Source organism: Roseovarius dicentrarchi (assembly GCF_003316635.1).
Taxonomy (GTDB): domain Bacteria; phylum Pseudomonadota; class Alphaproteobacteria; order Rhodobacterales; family Rhodobacteraceae; genus Roseovarius; species Roseovarius dicentrarchi.
On record NZ_QNQP01000009.1, the window covers coordinates 66,188 to 85,035 of the forward strand.

Here is an 18,848-nt window from a genome sequence, read left to right on the forward strand (position 1 = left end):
AAGACTTGACACCGGGCAAGTCCCGGTTCAACGCTCTGCGCCATGTTGGATCTGCGCCCGGTAGGATATGTGATCGGCCTTACGACCATGGCGCTGGGTCTCGCCATGCTGTTGCCGCTGCTTGTGGATATCGCGCAGGCGCGCGGCCATTGGCATGTGTTCGCGCAAACCTCGATCCTGACCATTCTGATCGGCGGCCTTGTCGCCGGGGCCAGCCGCAATGGCGTGGGCGAGGGTCTGACCATCCGGCAGACGTTCCTGCTGACCACCGGGGTCTGGGTCGTGCTGCCGCTGTTCGGCGCGCTGCCCTTCATGCTGGGCGCCACAACGCTGGATTTCACCGATGCGTTTTTCGAGGCGATGTCGGCCCTGACGACCACCGGATCGACCGTGATCACCGGGCTGGATACCCTGCCCAAGGGGATACTGCTGTGGCGCGGCATCATGCAGTGGCTGGGCGGCGTGGGGATCATTGTGGTCGCGATGGTGTTCCTGCCCGAGTTGCGGGTCGGCGGCATGCAGATTTTCCGCGCCGAGGCGTTCGATACAATGGGCAAGATCCTGCCCCGCGCCGGCGAAATCGCCAGCCGCATATCGGTGATCTATGTCGCGCTGACACTGGCCTGCGCGCTGTCCTACGTCGCCACCGGAATGACCGCCTTTGACGCCACGGTACACGCCATGACAACGGTGGCAACGGGCGGCATGGCCAATTATGACGCGTCATTCGGCGCGCTGGACCCGTCGGCGGAATATGTCGCCGTTGTGTTCATGCTGGCCTCGGCGCTGCCCTTCGTGCGCTATGTACAGCTGCTGGCAGGCACCGCGCGCCCCCTGCTGCTGGACCCGCAGGTGCATGGATTTTTCAAGACGGTGCTGTGCATCGTCGGCGTGCTGACCCTGTCGCAATTTCTGCAACGCGAGCATCTGACCGAGGATACGTTTCGCGAGGTTCTGTTTAACATCGTCTCGATCATCACCGGCACCGGATATGCCAGCGACGATTACATGCAGTGGGGATCTTTCGCCGTTTCGGTCATCTTTTTCACCGGGCTGATCGGCGGTTGCGCCGGCTCGACCGCCTGCTCGGTCAAGATTTTCCGCTATCAACTGCTGCTTGCATCCATCCGCGTGCAACTGGCCCGCATCCGCTCGCCGCATGGCGTGTTCACGCCGCGTTATGGCGGGCGCAACGTGGATGCGGATGTGTTGAACTCGGTCATGTCGTTCTTTGTCTTTTTCACCGTCACGCTGGGCATCATATCGGTGCTGCTGGGGCTGACGGGCCTGGATTTCACCACCGCCGTATCGGGCGCCGCGACCGCGATGGGCAATATCGGCCCCGGTCTGGGCGACACGATCGGCCCGGCGGGCAATTTTGCAACGCTGGGCGACCCGGCCAAATGGATCCTGTCGGCGGCGATGCTGATTGGCCGGTTGGAGGTGCTGGTGGTCTATGCCATATTCACCGTATCATTCTGGAGGAACTGATGTCTGACACATCCCGCATGCGCCCGCTGGGCGCCCAAATCTCGCATATGCTGAAATCGCGCGGGGTCGATACGATCTTTGGCATTCCCGGCGTGCATAATCAGGAAATGTATCGCGGCATTGAAGAGGCCGGCATCCGGCATTTTCTGGCCCGTCATGAACAGGGCGCCGGCTTCATGGCCGACGGATATGCGCGCGCCAGCGGCAAGCCGGGGGTGGCCTATGTCATCACCGGGCCGGGCCTGTGCAACACCATGACGCCGATGGGGCAGGCCTATTCCGACAGCGTGCCGGTGCTGGTGCTGTCGTCCTGCCTTGACGATACCGCCGCCACGCGCGGCCAGCTGCACCAGATGCTGGACCAGCAGGCGGCAGGCGCCACCGTCTCCGACTGGTCCTATACCGCGAATACCGCCCAGGCCGCCTATACGCTGATCGACCGCGCATTGACCGAATTCCAGACCAAGCGCCCTCGCACCAAGCATATTCAGGTGCCCATCGCCGCGCTGGAAGGCAATGCCGAAGCCGCCCCCGACGCGCCCCCTGCCGTCCGTCCCGTGCGCCACGTCCTGCCCGAGGGGATTGCCGGCCAGATCATGGCGGCCAATCGGCCGCTGTTCATCCTTGGCGGCGGTGCCGTGGGTGCCTCCGATCAGGCGCGCCGTGCGCTGGTCACGCTGAAGGCGGCCAGCTTTCCCACCGATGCCGGGCGCGGCATCATTGCAATGGCCGACGACCCGCTGCATTTCGGCGGCTATCTGGGCCGACCGGAAACCGAGAGCGTCGCCGCCGGCGCCGATCTGGTGATCGTGGTCGGCAGCGAGCTGTCCGAGACGGACCTGTGGCGCGACAAGCTGGGCAATACCTGCCAGATGATCCGCGTCGACATCGACCCCGAAGTTCTGGGTCAAGAGCCGGGCAGCATCGCGGTGCCAATGGACGCGAACGATTTCTTTACCGGGCTGAACGCCGCCATCGACGGCCATAGCGCCAGCACCTCATGGACTGCCGACGAGATCACCAGCGCGCGCAAACGCTGGCGCGCGGAATCGGATTCCGAGCGCCCCGGCATTGCGCGCATCTGCGACGCCCTGCGCGAGGTGATGCCCGATGATACGATGTATTACTCGGACATGACCCAGTTCGCCTATGCGGGCAAGGAATTCTGGGACATGGACCGCCCCGGCCACTGGCATCACCCCTACGGCTTTGGCACGCTGGGCTACGCCCTGCCCGCCGGCATCGGCGGCGCCGCTGCACGCCCCGGCCTGCCGACAGTGGTGATCGCGGGCGATTACGGCTTCCAATACACCGTTCAAGAGCTGGGAACAGCGGTCGAGCTGGGCCAACCGCTGCCGATCCTGCTCTGGGACAACGGCAAGCTGAAAGAGATCGAGGACAGCATGGTTGGCGCGCAGATCGCGCCCAATTCGGTGATCGCGCATAATCCCGATTTCTGCGCGCTGGCCGAAGCCTATGGCGCGAAATCGGCGGCGCCCAAATCGCTGGGCGAGCTGCAAAAGGCCGTGACGGAGGCATTCAAAACCGATGGCCCGACGCTGATCTACATGACCGGCGATATGGCGGACTGACGCAGACGCCGGGAAAACGCACGTTTTCCCGGCAAATTTCCGTTCGGAAATTTGGGCTCAGCCGATGCGCCCGACCGGCCCCAAGGCACCCGTCTGGCCGCGGTGCAGCAACAGATGATCCAGCAAGACGCAGGCCATCATCGCCTCGCCCACCGGCACCGCACGGATGCCGACGCATGGATCATGTCGGCCCTTTGTCACCACTTCGGTCGCCGTCCCATCCATACGGATCGACGCGCGCGGGCTGAGAATGGACGACGTCGGCTTGACCGCGAAGCGCACCACAATTTCCTGACCGGTGGAAATGCCGCCCAGAATACCGCCAGCGTGGTTGCTGCTGTATTCGGGACCATCCGCGCCCATGTGGATCTCATCGGCGTTGTCGGTGCCCATCAGCTCGGCTGCCGCCATGCCCTCGCCAATCTCGACGCCTTTGACCGCGTTGATGGACATCATCGCCGCCGCCAGATCGGTATCCAGCTTGCCATAGATCGGCGCGCCCAGTCCGGCAGGAACGCCCCGCGCCACCACCTCGATGATCGCCCCGACCGAGTTGTGATCCTTGCGCAGCTTTTGCAGGTAAGCCTCCCACTCGGGCGCCGCCTTGTCATCGGGCAGCCAGAAATCGTTGCCGTCAATCGCGTCCCAGTCGAACGCCGCCCGGTCCAGCACCATCGCGCCCATCCGGGTCATGTAGCCCTTGATCTGCACCCCCGGCACCAGCTGGTCCAGCGCCGCACGCGCGATGCCGCCCGCCGCAACCCGTGCGGCAGTTTCACGCGCCGAGCTACGCCCGCCGCCGCGATAATCGCGTAACCCGTATTTTTGATGATAGGTGATATCGGCATGGCCGGGGCGGAAGGTGTTTGCAATGTCGCCATAATCGCGGCTGCGTTGATCGGTGTTTTCGATCATCAGCTGTATCGACGTGCCGGTCGTGCGCCCCTCGAACACGCCCGACAGGATCTGCACCGCGTCAGGCTCGTTCCGCTGGGTCATGTTCTTGTTCTGGCCGGGGCGCCGTTTGTCCAGCCAATGTTGCAGCATCGCCTCATCCACCGCCACGCCCGGCGGGCAGCCATCGACAGTTGCTCCCAGGGCGGGACCGTGGCTTTCGCCCCAAGTCGTGACGCGGAACAGATGACCGAAGGTATTGAGGCTCATGGCAGGGCTCCTTTGGCGCCCGGTCTAGCGATACGGCGGGCGTGCCTCAAGCTGTTTTGGCCTGCCGCACGCCCCACCGTTTACAGCAGGCTTTCAGCCTTGACCGATTCGATATTCAACGCCTCGCCGACCGCCGCATAGGTCAGCTTGCCCCCCGACACATTGACGCCGTTCAGCAGGTTCGGATCATCCTTGCAGGCCTGTTTCCACCCCTTGTCGGCAATCGCCAGCATGTGGGGCATCGTGGCATTGCCCAGCCCGATGGTTGAGGTGCGGGCAACGGCGCCCGGCATATTCGCCACGCAGTAATGCACGATCCCGTCCACCTCGTAGATCGGATTCTGGTGCGTCGTGGCCTTTGACGTCTCGAAACAGCCGCCCTGATCGATCGCCACATCGACCAGAACCGAACCGGGCTGCAACAGCGACAGCTGGTCGCGGCTGACCAGTTTCGGCGTGGCCGCACCGGCCAGCAGCACGGCACCGACAACCAGATCGGCGCGCGGCAGCAGCGCCTCGATCGCGCCCTTGTCGGAAAACTGCGTCACCAGACGGCCCATGAACATATCGTCCAAGTATGACAGGCGCGGCACGGACCGGTCCAGAACCGTCACATTCGCGCCCATCCCGACCGCGACACGCGCCGCCGCCGCGCCGACAACGCCGCCGCCCAGAATGACCACATTGCCCGGCCGCACACCCGGAATACCGCCCAGCAGCACACCGCTGCCGCCATTGGCCTTTTGCAGCGCCCAGGACCCCGTTTGCGGCGCAAGGCGCCCGGCCACCTCGGACATTGGCGCCAGCAGCGGCAGACCGCCCTTGCCATCCGTGACCGTTTCATAGGCAATCGCGGTGCAGCCCGATTCCAGCAGGCCGTGCGTCTGGTCCGGGTCCGGCGCCAGATGCAGATAGGCAAACAGGATCTGCCCGTCGCGCAGCATCTTGCGCTCGTCCTCCTGCGGCTCCTTCACCTTTACCACCATGTCGGCGCTGTCATAGATCTCGCGCGCGTCCGGGACGATCTGCGCGCCGGCGGCGGTATAATCTTCGTCGGTGAAACCTGCCCCCAGCCCGGCACCGGACTGGATCATAACGTCATGGCCGTGGGCGACAGCCTCCATCGCGGCGTTTGGCGTTACGCCAACGCGAAATTCCTGCGCCTTGATTTCGGTGGGACATCCGATTTTCATAAGAGTATCTCCTGCTATATGATTCGAGTATGGCCGACGTTTTGCCTAATAGGAAACAAATTTTCCTAGGAAAACGCGTTTTTGCCGCAACGATCTTCGATATGCTGCCACGAGCCCTGGAGTATTTGCAATAATGTCCCTTGATTCCATAGATCGCCGCCTGTTGGCCGTCCTGCAAAAAAGCGGTCGGATCTCCAATTCCGATCTCGCGGAAAAGGTGAATCTGTCGGCCAGCGCCTGTCATCGCCGCGTGCAGCGGCTGGAAGCTGACGGATTTATCGCAGGGTACGTCGCGCTGCTGGACCCGCGCAAGATGGGCGTGCCAACCACCGTGTTCGTGGAAATCACCCTATCGACCCAAGCCGACGATGTGCTGAACGCGTTCGAAAAAGCTGTCGCGCGGGTGCCCGATGTGCTGGAATGTCACCTGACCGCAGGCACGGCGGACTACATCCTGAAAATCGTGGCCGAGGACACCGACGATTTCGCCCGCATCCACCGCCAATACCTGACCCGCCTGCCCGGCGTCGCCAAGATGCAAAGCAGTTTTGCCCTGCGCACCGTTTGCATGACAACCGCGCTGCCGGTGTGATCGGAGCCTGTCCAGCCGACCGATCCAACCCAAGGAGATCACCAGATGAGCCGCACAGCCGCCCCCAAGACCCAGGAACAGCCCATGCTCATGCTTGCGCTGGGATGGTATTCCGTGGCGGGGTGCATCATTTTTGCGCTGTCGATCCTGATTGCCGATGTCGTCGTGCCCGATCACGACTGGATCGCCGACACGATCAGCGATCTGGGCGCGGGGCGCTACGAATATATCGTCGACATCGGCATCTACGCCTTTTCTGCCGCGCTGATCTCAATCGCGCTGCTGGCGGCGCATATCCATCTGGGGGATTGGAAATGGAGCCTCGGGGTGCTGGGTCTGGCGCTTATGGGGCTGATCGTGTTCCTGATCGGGGCGCGCAACGAATATGGCGACAGTGATAATGAGGGCTTCGTCATTCACATTTATCTGGTCTATGCCATCGGCGCGCTGATGACGGCGATTCCGGCATTGATGGCGCAAGGCGCGCATCGTGCAGGCTGGCACTATCACCGTATCCTGATCGGGATCGCTATTGTCTGGGCTGTCTCGGCGCCGGTTTTCTTTTTTCTGCCGGACAGTATCGACGGCATTTACGAACGTTATCTGGGGCTTGTATCCTTTGCGCTGGTGCTGACCATGGCAAGGCTGTTTATCAAGCGCGGCCAGATACAGCGTTAATCAGCCCGCCAATTCGGGCGCATACCGCCCATGAAAAAGGCCCCGGCGTTTCCACCGGGGCCTTGTCTCTGGAAAATGACGCGTATCAGTCGTCGGCTTTTTCAGCCGCTTCCGGCTTCATTTCTTCGCCGGTTTCCTGATTGACGACCTTCATCGACAGGCGCACCTTGCCGCGATCGTCAAAGCCCAGCAGCTTGACCTTCACGTCCTGGCCTTCTTTCAGCACATCGGACGGATGGTTCAGGCGGCGGTTTTCGATCTGGCTGACATGCACCAGCCCGTCACGCTTGCCAAAGAAGTTCACGAAGGCGCCGAAATCGACGATCTTGACGACCTTGCCGTCGTAAACCTGACCTTCTTCGGGCTCGGCCACGATCGACCAGATCATGTCATAGGCCTTCTTGATGGCCTCGCCGTTGGGCGATGCGATCTTGATCACGCCTTCGTCGTTGATATCGACCTTGGCACCCGACACTTCGACGATCTCGCGGATGACCTTGCCGCCCGATCCGATGACCTCGCGGATTTTGTCCGTGGGGATCTGCATCGTCTCGATACGGGGCGCGTGGACGCTGAATTCCTGCGCGCCGGTCAGCGCCTTGGCCATCTCGTTCAGGATGTGAATCCGTCCGTCCTTGGCCTGTGCAAGCGCCTTCTTCATGATCTCGGGCGTGATGCCTGCGATCTTGATGTCCATCTGAAGGGAGGTGATGCCCTTTTCCGTGCCGGCCACTTTGAAATCCATGTCGCCGAGGTGATCCTCGTCGCCGAGGATATCGGTCAGAACGGCATATTCGCCATTCTCTTCCATGATCAGGCCCATGGCAACGCCCGCCACAGCCGCCTTCAGCGGAACGCCTGCATCCATCATCGACAGCGACCCGCCGCAGACCGACGCCATCGAGGAGGAGCCGTTGGATTCAGTGATCTCGGACACAACGCGGATCGTGTAGGGGAAATCCGTCGCCGCAGGCAGAACCGCCTGCAATGCGCGCCATGCCAGCTTGCCATGGCCGATTTCGCGGCGACCGGGAGGGCCAACGCGCCCAGCTTCGCCAACCGAATAGGGAGGGAAGTTGTAATGCAGCAGGAAGTTGGATTTGAAGTTGCCATAGAGCGCATCGACGAATTGCTCATCATCGCCGGTGCCCAGCGTGGTGACAACCAAACCTTGGGTTTCGCCGCGTGTGAACAGCGCCGAACCGTGGGTCCGGGGCAGAAGACCGGTCTGGCTGACGATCGGGCGCACGGTATCCAGCGCGCGGCCATCGATCCGCTTGCCGGTTTTCACCACATCGCCGCGCAGAACGGCGGCTTCCAGCTTTTTCAGGGCGGCGCTCAGGTTCGGATCTTCCTGCTGCTCTTCGGTCAGCGTGTCGCGGATCGCATCCTTGGCGGCGGAAACCGCGCTGGTGCGCTCCTGCTTGTCGGTGATCGCATAGGCGGCGCGAATCTGGTCCTCGCCCGCGGCTTTGACAGCGGCGTAAAGGTCCGAATAATCGTCAGGCTGGAAGTCGAACGGCTCTTTCGCGGAGGCTTCGGCCAGTTCGATGATCAGGTCGATCACCGGCTGGATCTGCTCATGCGCGAATGTCACCGCGCCCAGCATCTCATCCTCGCTCAGCTCGTAAGCTTCGGATTCGACCATCATCACGGCGTCCTTGGTGCCGGCGACAACCAGATCAAGCCGCTGATCGGGGTTGTTCTTCAGGTCGTGCATGTCATCGACGGTCGGGTTCAGGATGTAGTCGCCACCCTCATATCCGACGCGGCAGGCGGCAATCGGGCCACGGAACGGCGCGCCCGAAATCGTCAACGCGGCCGAGGCGGCGATCATTGCCACCATGTCGGGGTCGTTAACCAGATCGTGCGACAGGACCGTGCACATCACCAGCGTTTCGTTCTTGAAACCGGGGACAAACAGCGGGCGGATCGGGCGGTCGATCAGGCGGGCGGTCAGCGTCTCTTTTTCCGACGGGCGCGCCTCGCGCTTGAAAAAGCCGCCGGGCACTTTGCCGGCCGCATAATATTTCTCTTGGTAATGCACCGTCAGCGGGAAGAAATCCATTCCCGGCTTAGGCGCTTTGGCGAATGTCACGTTGGCCATGACGCTGGTCTCGCCCAAAGTGGCGATGACCGAGCCGTCGGCCTGACGGGCAACCTTGCCCGTTTCCAGTGTCAGCGTCTCTTCGCCCCACTGGATCGATTTTTTCACTTCGTTGAACATCTATCGTTTCCTATCTGGAGGCACACCAGACCCCTGTCCGGCCCTCCGTTACACTGGCGGCCCCATTGCCGCCGACCCCAATCATCATGCTTTCCAGGTGCCGGGGACATGGCACGCAGTCTCAGATGGGCGGGCCATACAGGAATCGGATGGGTTTTGAAAGGGACTGCGGGCCCTTTGCTGTGGGTCCACAAGCCTTCAACAACTGCTTAGGTTTTGAACGGGGCTTGTGGCGCCGTCAATCGGATGGTTTGCGGAAGTGTCAAAAATGAAGGTCTATGAAATACGCTCAGTTACGGCCCCCTACTTTGCGCCCCAAGATAAGCGTAATCCCATATTAACACCTTAACGGGTGGAAATTTTTCTGGAAATTTCCTTGGATCAAAAGGAATACCGCTTAGCAAAGCTTCTTCAACTGGTAGATTTAGGTATCCACGTTGCTTCGCATAAAAATAACACAGCTTTAAATACCTGCGTAAAACGCCCAGGCTTGGAAAGCTCATATTCTGACGATACCACTCCATCAGGTCTTTATTGCCGCGACTGGCATTGCAGCGCGAACATGAAATGACCTGATTTAAACCTATATAATCATTCTTAATTTTGCTTCGCGGAATTAGGTGATCCAATTGATATGCGGATGCTGTGTCACCACAATGAGCGCATATCGGAGCAGCCATCTGCGCCAAAGCATCATCACGATCTAAATTACTGATATTAAATATTTTATTTTGATATTTTGACATCACGATGTTTGAGGCTTTAGTTCTTCCTCCAGAGTAGGGGTGATTCCGCCCAGCTTTTTCACACTCCATCATCACCCGCGTCACCGTCAGAACCGAGTAGGACCAGAAGATATAATCTTCCACCGTATGCAATTTTCTTCGCCTCTTAGGGACATCCCAGCCCCAACTTGCAACCTTAGATATAGTGAAAACTCTTAATATGTAAAACCATTAGGCCATGTAGGCCCTTCAGAAACCAACGCCTTTTGTAAGCATAATCAGAGTGTGGGCCTCTAACCGCCTGATGCCATTAGTCCATTACACTAGAAAAAGCGCCAAATCATTTGATTTCTCGCGCTCAGCCAAGGCAAAGCAAAATGCCCGCCTGTGACAGGCGGGCATTCGTAAATCGTTTCAAAATCTGGTGCCGGGCTGACTTAGCGGCGGATGCCCAGACGCTGGATCAGGTCCTGATAGCGGGCCTCGTCCTTGGACTTGGTGTAGTCCAGCAGTTTGCGGCGCAGGGCGACCATTTTCAGAAGGCCACGGCGGCCGTGGTTGTCCTTCTTGTGGGTCTTGAAATGCTCGGTCAGGGTGGTGATCCGCGAGGTGAGAATGGCAACCTGAACTTCGGGCGAGCCGGTGTCGCCTTCCTTGGTTGCGAATTCCTTCATCAGGCGGTGCTTTTCTTCGACGGTGATCGACATCGGTGTCTCCTTCGTATCAAGGGTGGCGGGCGCAAGCCGGGATGTCGTCCAGCAAGGTCCATATAGAGAATCTGCACCCGAAAAATCCGGCGCATCGGCGGCGTATAGGCCAGTTTGCGATGTTTGAAAAGGGCTGCGTTACAGCATTGCGCCCGCTGGCAGCAGACTGGACCCGATCAGCGTGATATGGCCCGCGTTCAGCCCCGGCGCATTGTTTACCGCCGCAATCGGCACACCGTTCAGCGTGATGTGCCGGATGCCTTCATCCTCCGGATCCGGCGCCAGATCCACGTCAGGCGCATCGTCCTCCAGGTCATTGAACACCACCATCAGCGTGTCCTCATCCGGTTCAAAATCGAGGATCTGCGCCTGATGATCCGCGCTTAGCCATTCGCCCAGCAGGACCGTATCGGCGCCTGCGCCTCCGGTGACGATATCACCTGCGCCTGCGGTGATCACATCATCGCCGCCGCCGCCGTTGAGGTAATCGCTTACATCGGTGTCGTTCCAGCCTTCGGTGTCGGGATCATCCTCAAATCCCGACAGCGTGTCATCGCCCCAGCCCCCGAACAGAGTGTCATGCCCCGCCCCGCCGCGCAGCGCATCGTTGCCCAGACCGCCATGCAGCGCATCATCGCCAGCGCCGCCGTGCAGGCCGTCATTGCCTTCGCTGCCGACCAGACTGTCATCGCCAGATCCGCCGTGCAGGGTGTCATCATCGCCATGGCCGAACATGCGGTCATCGCCATCCCCGCCTTGGATGACATCCGCATCTGCGCCGCCGTGAAGCGTGTCGTTGCCGTCATCTCCGGCCAGCGTATCAGCGCCCGAACCGCCCCAAAGCGCGTCATCGCCCGCAGCGCCGGACATTGCATCATCGCCCTCGTATCCGTTGGCGATATCGACCAAGTCCGAGCCGGCCATCTGATCAGCGTCCGGTGTGCCCGACACGACCCGCTCGGCGGTATCATCGTCTTGCGCGGCACCGCCCGCGACCTGCGCGTCGGGAACAACGTTCTCCGGCAGCTCAGGCAGCGCATCCGTTTCAGGCCCGCCGTCAGCGGCAGCAGCATCCGACGTGGCGGCACTGCTGAGCGGGATGCCCGGCGCGGCTGCATCCGCACTTTGACCCATGAAATCCAGAATACTGGTCCCGTCGCCGGACGGCTCTGCGCTATCGACGTCCGCGCCGTCCGCCTCCTGATCGGAGGCGTCCTGTGCGGCCACCTCATCCTGATCTTCTTCGCCCATCCCGACAAAGGCGGTCGCGCCAAGCGCCATCATCCCCATAAGTCCAGCTAGCAAAAGCATGTCACCAATCCCATTCTCACGGGTCTATATTGCGCCAATCAGGCCCCGTTTCACAGCGTTTCCCGATTCAGTGGTTAACGCTCGGGCAAGGTTTCCCACAGGTCCGGCTGGCGCGCATAGGCCACATATAGCGGGTGGCGCGGGTGGCCATCCTTGGTCAGGCCCAGATGATGCACCGCGCGTCCCGTGGCGGCCAGCAGCGCCGCGACCGCCGCACCCCGGCCCAGATGCGCGCCATGCGTGCCCCACGCCGCGACGATGGTATCGGCCCAGTCGCAGCCTTCCAGAATAGCGGCGTCATTGGCGGGGCCAACCGGATCGGCGGCGGCCCGCATCGCACGCGGATCGGTGTCGCGCCAGGCAAAGATATTCGTGACGCGAAACGCACCGAACCCCAGCGCGCGCGCGCGACGCTCGCACCGCTCGACCGTGGGATCGTTCTGGTATTCTGTCGCGGTCGACGGGTTCAGCATGATGAAATGCGCACGTTTGCCAGCTGCGTCCCAGATACGGGTCAGCGCATAGCGGTAGCGCTCGCAATCCGAATAAATCGCGGTGGATGCCGCGTCGCCCTTTTGATGGCTGCGCGTGATCACTCGGGGTCCACGAACACGCGGGACGGGTGCAATTCGCCCGCCTTGTAGATGCCGACAGCGATCGCGCGCCCGTCCAGCGAGCCCCAGCATTCGTCGCCATATTCGGCATCGCCCGGATAGACCATGCCGGGGTTGCCATTGCGCAGCTTGGCCGCGCCTTCGGGGGTGCAGCGCAGCTCGGGCAGGTCGGTCAGTCCGGCCTCAAGCGGCAGGATATGCGCATCAAGGGCGGGGTCATGGGCCATCTCGTCGATCTGGTCCAGCGTCAGGCCGTCTTCGGCCTCGAACGGGCCGGACCAGACCCGGCGCAGCCATGTCACATGCCCCTTGCAGCCCAGCGTATCACCCAGGTCACGCGCAATGGCGCGCACATAGCCGCCCTTGCCGCAGACCATTTCCAGCACCGCGCGGTCCGCATCGGGGCGGTCTGCCAGCAGCAGTTCATCCACCCATAGCGGACGGGCGGCCAGCGTGACATCCTCGCCGTCGCGGGCCAGTTTATAGGCGCGCTCGCCGTCGATCTTGACTGCCGAAAACTTCGGCGGCACCTGCATGATGTCGCCGACAAAGCCCTGTAGCGCCTCTTTGATGTCGGCGTCGGTGGGGCGGATATCGCTGGTGGCGATCACCTCGCCCTCGGCGTCGTCGGTATTGGTGGCGGCGCCGAACCGCACCTCGAACTTGTAGGCTTTCAGCGCGTCGGTGATGTAGGGCACCGTTTTCGTCGCCTCGCCCAGCGCGACGGCCAGAACGCCGGTCGCCTCGGGGTCCAGCGTGCCGGCGTGGCCCGCCTTTTTCGCCTGAAGCGCCCAGCGCACCTTGTTCACGACCGAGGTGGAGGTGATTCCGGCAGGTTTGTCCACCACCAGCCACCCGGATATATCGCGGCCCTTGCGCTTGCGTGCCATTGATCTGCCCCCTTGCATTAGGCTGCGGGGGCTAGCCCAAGGGCCTGCGCCTGTCAATCGCGCGCGCCTTTTGTCAACCGCGCGTCAGCCACTGTGACGGCACCCGCACCGACGCCCCGCCCAGCGTACCCAGCCCGACGGACCGCACGGCGATCAGCGCCAGCCAGGCGCTGACCAGATTGGCGGTGAGCGCGGCAATGATCATCCCCTCGAACCCGGCCACCTGTACGCCCAGCCACGTCAACGGGACATAGAGCGCAAAGATACGCAGGCCGCTCAGGCTCATTGACCACAACGCGCGGTCGCGCGCATTCATCGCCGCGTTCGAGGTGATCAGGATGCCAAAGCCCAGATAGCCCCAGCTGGCGATGCGCAGATAGCTGGCGGTGAATTCCTGCGCCTCGCTGCCCGAGGTCATCAGCGCCGCGACCGGCCCGGCAAACAGCGCCAGGAATACCGCCACGGTAATGCCGATGGCCGCCACCGACAGATGCGTCAGGCGCAACCCCGCCCGCGCGCGGGCATGATCCCCCGCGCCCCATGCCTGCCCCACCACCGGCCCGATCCCCGAGGACAGCGCGAGCATCGGCACCACCAGCACACCCTGCACCCGCGTCGCCGCGCCAAAGCCGGCAACGGCCGTGTCGCCGATGCTGGCCACGAAGCCGGTCACAATCGCCATGCCCAGCGGATTGATCGCGTTCGACATCGCCGCAGGCGCGCCCACGCGGATGATGCGGCGCATGGAGTCGCGCGCCCGCAGCCACGGCGCCGCCTTCAGTTGCAGCACGCCGCCATAGGACGCGAACACGATCAGCCCCGTGGCCGAACATATGCGCGCGGTCAGCGTGGCGACGCCCGCGCCGTCCATGCTCATCGCCGGAAAGGGACCCAGCCCGAAGATCAGCACCGGGTCCAGCCCGATATTCAGCAGCGCCTGAAGCAGCATGGCCGTGGCCGCCACACCGCTGCGCCCACTGGCGCGAAACACCGCATTCAGCGCCATGCTGGTCACCAGAAACGGAAAGCTGAGGCACCAGAACCGCATATAGCCAAGGATCGCGGCCAGCACCTCGCCCTCCGCCCCCATGGCGGCAAATAGATACGGCGCCACCAGCCAGATCACCACCGCCAGCGCACAGGACAGCGCCAGCGCCAGCGTCATGGCGTGCAATGTCATGCGGCGGCGCTGATCCTCGTCCTCGCCCCGGCCAATCGCCTGACTGATCACGGTGTTTGTCCCCGCCGACAGCCCGATGGACAGCGATGTCAGCGCCGTCATCACCGGAAAGGCAAAGCCAATCGCCGCCAGCGACACCGCCCCATCCCGCGCCAGAAAAAACGCATCGGCCAGGCCCACGCTCAGCACCCCCAGGATGCCGACTGTCATCGGCGCGCTGACAGACCACAGCGCGCGGCCAACAGGCCCGTCATTCAGCGTTTTCCGCGCAGCCATCGTGGCAATCCCCTTGGCAGTTCAGCTCACAACCGCGCCCGGCAGGGGCGCGCCCCGTGCAGACCTAAGGCGATTGGCGGAAAATCCCAGAGCCGCGTCAGTCCTGCGGTGCCGGAACCACGCTGCCGATGATCGGACCCATGGGAAACCCGATATCGCTGCGCCCCAGTTCAGGCGCATAAAGCCGCGAGATATTCCCATCGAAATACAGCGCCTGCGGCAGGCCCAGATGATCGCGGAACAGGCGCCCGAAGGTGTGAAAATTCACCGCATCGGCTGAAATGGCGAAAACCGCGCGGGTGCCATCCTGCGATGTGCCCACGCCGTTGCGGATATACCGGCTGTCGCTGTCGATCAGGAACCGCGGGTGCAATGCGCCGTCGATCACCAGCATCGGGCCCGATTGCGTCGCGTAGCGGCACGCGGGCGGCTCTGCCGCGTAGCGCAGCGTTTCAATCACATCGGCGCGGCCCTCGCGGATGCACAGCACGCCATTGGGCAGCAGGCCAAAGTTCCCCGGTCCCTTTTGCGTGACGATGCCGGCCACCTCCTGCCGGTCCTCGATATATAGACCAACGGGCCGCCGGTCCGAATGATACATGCCCGCGTTCATGGCAAAGTCCAGCTCCTGGCCATCCTTGGCCAGCAGCGCATTGACCGCGCTGAAACTGCCCAAATTGCCCCCGGACGCGGGATCATTCAGGAAAACCCGCAAATCGGCCGACGCTATGTCAACCTCGCAGATGGAATACCGCGCGCCCTCGAACGCCTCGTCGCGGCAGTCCGCCGCCGTGGCCAGTGCGGGCATCATCAGGGCCATCGCGGCCCCGATCAGCGCCCTAATCCTCAAGGTCACGCTGCACTTCGTTCTGCGCAAACAGGCGGCGCGTTTCGTCCATCTGGTCAAACGTGGTGTCCAGCCGGAACCGCAGGTCAGGCGCATATTTCAGCCCCAGTTTCTTTGACACCGCGCGGCGCAGCTCGCTTTTGTTGGTTGCCAGCAGGGCAATCAGCTCGTCCTGGCCCTTGCCGCCCAGCGGCATCACGTAGGCAGTGGCAATCTTGAGGTCGGGCGACATGCGCACCTCGCCCACCGTCACGGACATGCGGGCAAGGTCCGCATCGTGGATATCGCCGCGCATCAGCACGTCCGCCAGCGTACGGCGGACATTCTCGCCCACCTGAAGCTGCCGTTGCGTGGGGCCTGCGCCCTCGGAAAACTTGTTCTTTGCCATAATGATGCATTTAGTCCCTCCGCCGCCCTTTGCCAAGCGATGATGCCCGCGCTATCAACACCGTGATGAAAACGCGAAGGGCGGGCAGCATGGCAGAACCGGGCATTGCAGTAACAGGCGCATCGGGCCGGATGGGCCGGATGCTGATCCAGACGATCTGCGATAGCGGACGTGCGCATCTGGTCGGCGCGGTCGAACGGCCCGGCCACGCATGGATCGGGCAGGACGTGGGCAGCGTCATGGGCGGCGCGCCCTTGGGTGTGATCGTAACGGATGACCCGCTGGAGGCGTTCGCCCCCGCGCAGGCAATCATCGACTTTACCGCCCCCGCCGCCACGCTGGCCTTTGCCAAACTGGCCGCGCAGGCGCGCGCGGTGCATGTCATCGGCACGACAGGATTTTCCGACGCCGAGCTGGAGGCGCTGATTCCCGCTGCGCGCCATTCGGTGCAGGTGCGTGCAGGCAACATGAGCCTGGGGGTCAACCTGCTGACAATGCTGACGGAAAAAGTGGCCCGTGCGCTGGATGAGGATTTCGACATCGAAATCATCGAGGCGCATCACAACCAAAAGGTCGATGCCCCCTCCGGCACCGCCCTCATGCTGGGCGAGGCGGCGGCAACCGGGCGCGGCGTGGCGCTTGACCGCGTGTCGGACCGCGCCCGCGACGGCATCACCGGCCCGCGCGAGCGGGGCCATATCGGGTTTTCCGCCATTCGCGGCGGCGATATCGTGGGCGAACATGACGTGATCTTTGCCGCCGCGGGCGAGCGGATCGTGCTGCGCCATATCGCCACGGACCGCGCTGTTTTTGCCCGCGGCGCGCTGAAGGCGGCGCTGTGGGGACAGGGGCGCGATCCGGGCGCGTATGACATGCTGGATGTGCTGGGGCTGGGATAGCGCGCATTTTTCGCAGTTTGCGTGGTTTTTTCTGCCTGTTTTAAGGCTTTGGTAGCTTTCAGGTGCAACTGTGACCCCTGTCAATGTGTCAGGGGACGGTCATGAATCTATACCATTGCGCGATTGATCTGCGCGACGACGCCAAGGCGCTGGCATTTGCCGTCGCGGTCGAGACGTGGATGACCCATTTGCAGGGCGAAGGCGTCATTCAGTCCTGGCGTCTGTGCCGGCGCAAGCTGGGATTTGGCGCGCCGCAGGCCCGTGATTTCCTGCTTGAGATCGAGGTGCAGAACCTGGCCCAACTGGATCAGGCGTTCCGTTTCACCGGCTGCGCCAACGCAGAGGTGGAGCGGCTCTATACCACCGTTCACCAGATGGTGGGCACGGTCGATACCGCGCTGTACCGTCCGTTTCCGGACCCTGAAAGGGCCGAACGCATGGCGCTGATCTGATGCCGCGCGCCGGTGTCAGCGGTGCGGCTTTTGCTGCGCCAAATACGCCTCCAGCGCGGCCAGCCCCGCATCCAGCCCGGTCCTGCCAAAGCCGATGCGGAACCTGTCCGTCGGCGTCGGCCCCAGATCCGAGCGGTAGATCGTGCTGGGCAACACCAGAACGCCCGCCTCCTCGACCAGTCTGCGGGCGAATTCGTCCACGCCTTCGGCGCCCTTGTAGCGCGGATAGCCCATGCACGACCCGTCGGGACGGGTCCAGTCAAACAAGTCCGGATACCGGGCAAAGAACGCATCCCATTTCGGCAGGTTCTCATCGACGATGGCATTATTACGTGCCAGTATCTTATCGCGCGCCTTCAGGGCGATGCGCGCCAGATGTTCCGACGGGCCGGAATTGCAGATCGACAGGTAATGCTTCATCCGTTCCATCCGGCTCAGCACATCGCGATCCTGGCACGCGATCCAGCCAATGCGCAGCCCTGGCAACCCGTAGGATTTGGACATTACCCCCAGCGACAGACCGCGCTCGTACCCGTCGGCCACAAATGGCAGATGCTGCGCGCCGGCAGGCCCCAGCCCATGAAAAATCTCGTCATGCAGGATCCAGATGCCGTGCTGGCGGCACAGGTCAATCAGCGCGCGATAGCGGTCCAGCGGCAGAATGGCGCCGGTTGGATTGTGCGGAAAGTTGATCGTGACCAGCCTTGTATTGGGGCGGATAGCCCCCTTGATCCGGTCTATGTCCAGTGACCAGCCATCTTCGGGGTCCAGCGGCACGCCCGTCGCCTCGCAGATCATGCTGGGCAGGGTTTCGTGCGACTGGTAATTCGGCGTCACGACAATGGCGTGATCGCCCGGCGCCAGCAGCACGGAATTGGCGGCAAAGATTCCCTCGCTCGCCCCGGCAAAGCACAGGATGTCATCAGCGCTGCGCGCCGCATAAATACGCGCGATTTCCGCACGCAGCGCAGGCGCGCCCCATGTCTCGGTATAGCCCAGCCACATATTCTGAAACGCATCACGGTCATCGGGCGTGGCCAGATCCAGCAGATCCGCCAGTGACATCGCCTCGGCGTCCGAGGCTGTCATGTGATGGCGCGCGCTGAACTCCCACTTGGCAAAGTGGGTTTCCAGCCGAAAATCGGGGAGCTGCGTCATGTCCTGCCTCCTGCGGTGCGGCGCCGAATGATCCGCATGGCGGCGCACGTCGTAATGCTGTTGATCCACAGGCAAATCACACCGGAGAAGAAAAGTCATGCACAACGTCAGGGCACTGACCTGCGCCATTCTTTTGACCGCTTCCAGCGCCGTACCCGCCCTGTCGGATGATTTTGTCACCGTCCAGAGCCGCGCGCAGTTCGTGCAGATCATCGAGGGGCGCGACCTGACCCGGTTTGGCATCAACGTGGACGTGTCCCCGGCGGGCCAGATTACCGGCCGCGCTTTCGGCTATCCGGTCACCGGCGCGTGGCAATGGAGCGGAACTTACTTCTGCCGCGATCTGTACTGGGGCGATGACAACCTTGGTCAAAATTGCCAGACCGTGCGCATCAGCGGCAATACGATCCGGTTCATTTCGGACCAAGGCGCAGGTGATTTCGCTGATCTGACCTTGCGATAGG

At 62.4% G+C, this 18,848-nt stretch carries 19 protein-coding genes; 7 read left to right on the plus strand and 12 right to left on the minus strand.

The window, feature by feature from the left end; translation table 11 throughout:
• Positions 1–42: 42 nt before the first annotated feature.
• Both DQ230_RS08455 and DQ230_RS08460 read left to right on the plus strand, forming a co-directional pair.
• Positions 43–1,491, plus strand: coding sequence for a TrkH family potassium uptake protein (locus DQ230_RS08455; RefSeq protein ID WP_113912150.1), 1,449 nt, complete (start codon positions 43–45; stop codon positions 1,489–1,491).
• Positions 1,491–3,083, plus strand: a complete 1,593-nt coding sequence (locus DQ230_RS08460) for a thiamine pyrophosphate-binding protein (RefSeq protein WP_238987466.1) — start codon at positions 1,491–1,493, stop codon at positions 3,081–3,083. Before DQ230_RS08455 ends, DQ230_RS08460 begins: the two co-directional genes overlap by 1 nt.
• A gap of 57 nt (positions 3,084–3,140) precedes the next feature.
• Here DQ230_RS08460 and aroC read toward each other — a convergent pair whose 3' ends face one another.
• Together aroC and ald are read right to left on the minus strand one after the other, a co-directional pair.
• A complete protein-coding gene (gene aroC, locus DQ230_RS08465) occupies positions 3,141–4,247 on the minus strand; it encodes a chorismate synthase (protein WP_113912151.1) in 1,107 nt (368 codons plus the stop codon).
• A gap of 80 nt (positions 4,248–4,327) precedes the next feature.
• Positions 4,328–5,440, minus strand: coding sequence for an alanine dehydrogenase (gene ald / locus DQ230_RS08470; protein ID WP_113912152.1), 1,113 nt, complete (start codon positions 5,438–5,440; stop codon positions 4,328–4,330).
• Positions 5,441–5,573: 133 nt separating this feature from the next.
• On the opposite strand from ald, the gene DQ230_RS08475 reads away from it, so the two are divergent.
• Positions 5,574–6,032 carry an Lrp/AsnC family transcriptional regulator gene (locus DQ230_RS08475; RefSeq protein WP_113912153.1) on the plus strand — a complete coding sequence of 153 codons (459 nt, stop codon included), beginning with the start codon at positions 5,574–5,576 and terminating at the stop codon, positions 6,030–6,032.
• A gap of 45 nt (positions 6,033–6,077) precedes the next feature.
• Positions 6,078–6,710 carry a DUF998 domain-containing protein gene (locus tag DQ230_RS08480; RefSeq protein WP_113912154.1) on the plus strand — a complete coding sequence of 211 codons (633 nt, stop codon included), beginning with the start codon at positions 6,078–6,080 and terminating at the stop codon, positions 6,708–6,710.
• A gap of 85 nt (positions 6,711–6,795) precedes the next feature.
• Here DQ230_RS08480 and pnp read toward each other — a convergent pair whose 3' ends face one another.
• The 9 genes from pnp to rbfA all read right to left on the minus strand — a co-directional run bounded on the left by pnp (position 6,796) and on the right by rbfA (position 15,875).
• Entirely contained in the window at positions 6,796–8,937 is a 2,142-nt protein-coding gene (gene pnp / locus DQ230_RS08485; protein WP_113912155.1) for a polyribonucleotide nucleotidyltransferase, read from the minus strand.
• A gap of 293 nt (positions 8,938–9,230) precedes the next feature.
• Positions 9,231–9,806, minus strand: coding sequence for an HNH endonuclease (locus DQ230_RS08490; RefSeq protein ID WP_113912214.1), 576 nt, complete (start codon positions 9,804–9,806; stop codon positions 9,231–9,233).
• 293 nt (positions 9,807–10,099) lie between these two features.
• On the minus strand, positions 10,100–10,369 hold the full coding sequence (rpsO, locus tag DQ230_RS08495) for a 30S ribosomal protein S15 (protein ID WP_113912156.1): 270 nt from the start codon (positions 10,367–10,369) through the stop codon (positions 10,100–10,102).
• 138 nt (positions 10,370–10,507) lie between these two features.
• Complete coding sequence (locus DQ230_RS08500; protein ID WP_113912157.1) at positions 10,508–11,680, minus strand: calcium-binding protein; 1,173 nt, start codon at positions 11,678–11,680, stop codon at positions 10,508–10,510.
• A gap of 74 nt (positions 11,681–11,754) precedes the next feature.
• Entirely contained in the window at positions 11,755–12,276 is a 522-nt protein-coding gene (locus DQ230_RS08505; RefSeq protein ID WP_113912158.1) for a DUF1643 domain-containing protein, read from the minus strand.
• A complete protein-coding gene (gene truB, locus DQ230_RS08510; protein WP_113912159.1) occupies positions 12,273–13,184 on the minus strand; it encodes a tRNA pseudouridine(55) synthase TruB in 912 nt (303 codons plus the stop codon). Before truB ends, DQ230_RS08505 begins: the two co-directional genes overlap by 4 nt.
• A gap of 73 nt (positions 13,185–13,257) precedes the next feature.
• Positions 13,258–14,640, minus strand: a complete 1,383-nt coding sequence (locus DQ230_RS08515; RefSeq protein ID WP_113912160.1) for an MATE family efflux transporter — start codon at positions 14,638–14,640, stop codon at positions 13,258–13,260.
• 97 nt (positions 14,641–14,737) lie between these two features.
• Positions 14,738–15,460 (minus strand): phosphodiester glycosidase family protein, encoded by a 723-nt coding sequence (locus DQ230_RS08520; protein ID WP_113912161.1) that lies wholly within the window; start codon positions 15,458–15,460, stop codon positions 14,738–14,740.
• 19 nt (positions 15,461–15,479) lie between these two features.
• Positions 15,480–15,875 (minus strand): 30S ribosome-binding factor RbfA, encoded by a 396-nt coding sequence (rbfA, locus tag DQ230_RS08525; RefSeq protein WP_113912162.1) that lies wholly within the window; start codon positions 15,873–15,875, stop codon positions 15,480–15,482.
• A gap of 89 nt (positions 15,876–15,964) precedes the next feature.
• On the opposite strand from rbfA, the gene dapB reads away from it, so the two are divergent.
• Both dapB and DQ230_RS08535 read left to right on the plus strand, forming a co-directional pair.
• Entirely contained in the window at positions 15,965–16,774 is an 810-nt protein-coding gene (gene dapB, locus DQ230_RS08530) for a 4-hydroxy-tetrahydrodipicolinate reductase (protein WP_113912163.1), read from the plus strand.
• Between the two features lie 101 nt (positions 16,775–16,875).
• Positions 16,876–17,226, plus strand: coding sequence for a DUF6614 family protein (locus DQ230_RS08535; protein ID WP_113912164.1), 351 nt, complete (start codon positions 16,876–16,878; stop codon positions 17,224–17,226).
• Positions 17,227–17,241: 15 nt separating this feature from the next.
• Here DQ230_RS08535 and DQ230_RS08540 read toward each other — a convergent pair whose 3' ends face one another.
• Complete coding sequence (locus tag DQ230_RS08540) at positions 17,242–18,384, minus strand: aminotransferase class I/II-fold pyridoxal phosphate-dependent enzyme (protein ID WP_113912165.1); 1,143 nt, start codon at positions 18,382–18,384, stop codon at positions 17,242–17,244.
• A gap of 97 nt (positions 18,385–18,481) precedes the next feature.
• On the opposite strand from DQ230_RS08540, the gene DQ230_RS08545 reads away from it, so the two are divergent.
• Positions 18,482–18,847: a dihydrodipicolinate reductase gene (locus DQ230_RS08545; RefSeq protein WP_113912166.1), complete on the plus strand. Its 366-nt coding sequence runs from the start codon at positions 18,482–18,484 to the stop codon at positions 18,845–18,847.
• Position 18,848 lies beyond the last annotated feature (1 nt).

Coding starts and splice junctions, on each gene's coding strand:
- DQ230_RS08455 (WP_113912150.1), top strand. CDS start 43: ATGTTGGATCTGCGCCCGGTAGGATATGTGATCGGCCTTACGACCATG.
- DQ230_RS08515 (WP_113912160.1), bottom strand. CDS start 14,640: ATGGCTGCGCGGAAAACGCTGAATGACGGGCCTGTTGGCCGCGCGCTG.
- DQ230_RS08540 (WP_113912165.1), bottom strand. CDS start 18,384: ATGACGCAGCTCCCCGATTTTCGGCTGGAAACCCACTTTGCCAAGTGG.
- ald (WP_113912152.1), bottom strand. CDS start 5,440: ATGAAAATCGGATGTCCCACCGAAATCAAGGCGCAGGAATTTCGCGTT.
- DQ230_RS08475 (WP_113912153.1), top strand. CDS start 5,574: ATGTCCCTTGATTCCATAGATCGCCGCCTGTTGGCCGTCCTGCAAAAA.
- DQ230_RS08545 (WP_113912166.1), top strand. CDS start 18,482: ATGCACAACGTCAGGGCACTGACCTGCGCCATTCTTTTGACCGCTTCC.
- DQ230_RS08500 (WP_113912157.1), bottom strand. CDS start 11,680: ATGCTTTTGCTAGCTGGACTTATGGGGATGATGGCGCTTGGCGCGACC.
- pnp (WP_113912155.1), bottom strand. CDS start 8,937: ATGTTCAACGAAGTGAAAAAATCGATCCAGTGGGGCGAAGAGACGCTG.
- DQ230_RS08460 (WP_238987466.1), top strand. CDS start 1,491: ATGTCTGACACATCCCGCATGCGCCCGCTGGGCGCCCAAATCTCGCAT.
- DQ230_RS08535 (WP_113912164.1), top strand. CDS start 16,876: ATGAATCTATACCATTGCGCGATTGATCTGCGCGACGACGCCAAGGCG.
- aroC (WP_113912151.1), bottom strand. CDS start 4,247: ATGAGCCTCAATACCTTCGGTCATCTGTTCCGCGTCACGACTTGGGGC.
- rpsO (WP_113912156.1), bottom strand. CDS start 10,369: ATGTCGATCACCGTCGAAGAAAAGCACCGCCTGATGAAGGAATTCGCA.
- dapB (WP_113912163.1), top strand. CDS start 15,965: ATGGCAGAACCGGGCATTGCAGTAACAGGCGCATCGGGCCGGATGGGC.
- truB (WP_113912159.1), bottom strand. CDS start 13,184: ATGGCACGCAAGCGCAAGGGCCGCGATATATCCGGGTGGCTGGTGGTG.
- rbfA (WP_113912162.1), bottom strand. CDS start 15,875: ATGGCAAAGAACAAGTTTTCCGAGGGCGCAGGCCCCACGCAACGGCAG.
- DQ230_RS08520 (WP_113912161.1), bottom strand. CDS start 15,460: ATGGCCCTGATGATGCCCGCACTGGCCACGGCGGCGGACTGCCGCGAC.
- DQ230_RS08480 (WP_113912154.1), top strand. CDS start 6,078: ATGAGCCGCACAGCCGCCCCCAAGACCCAGGAACAGCCCATGCTCATG.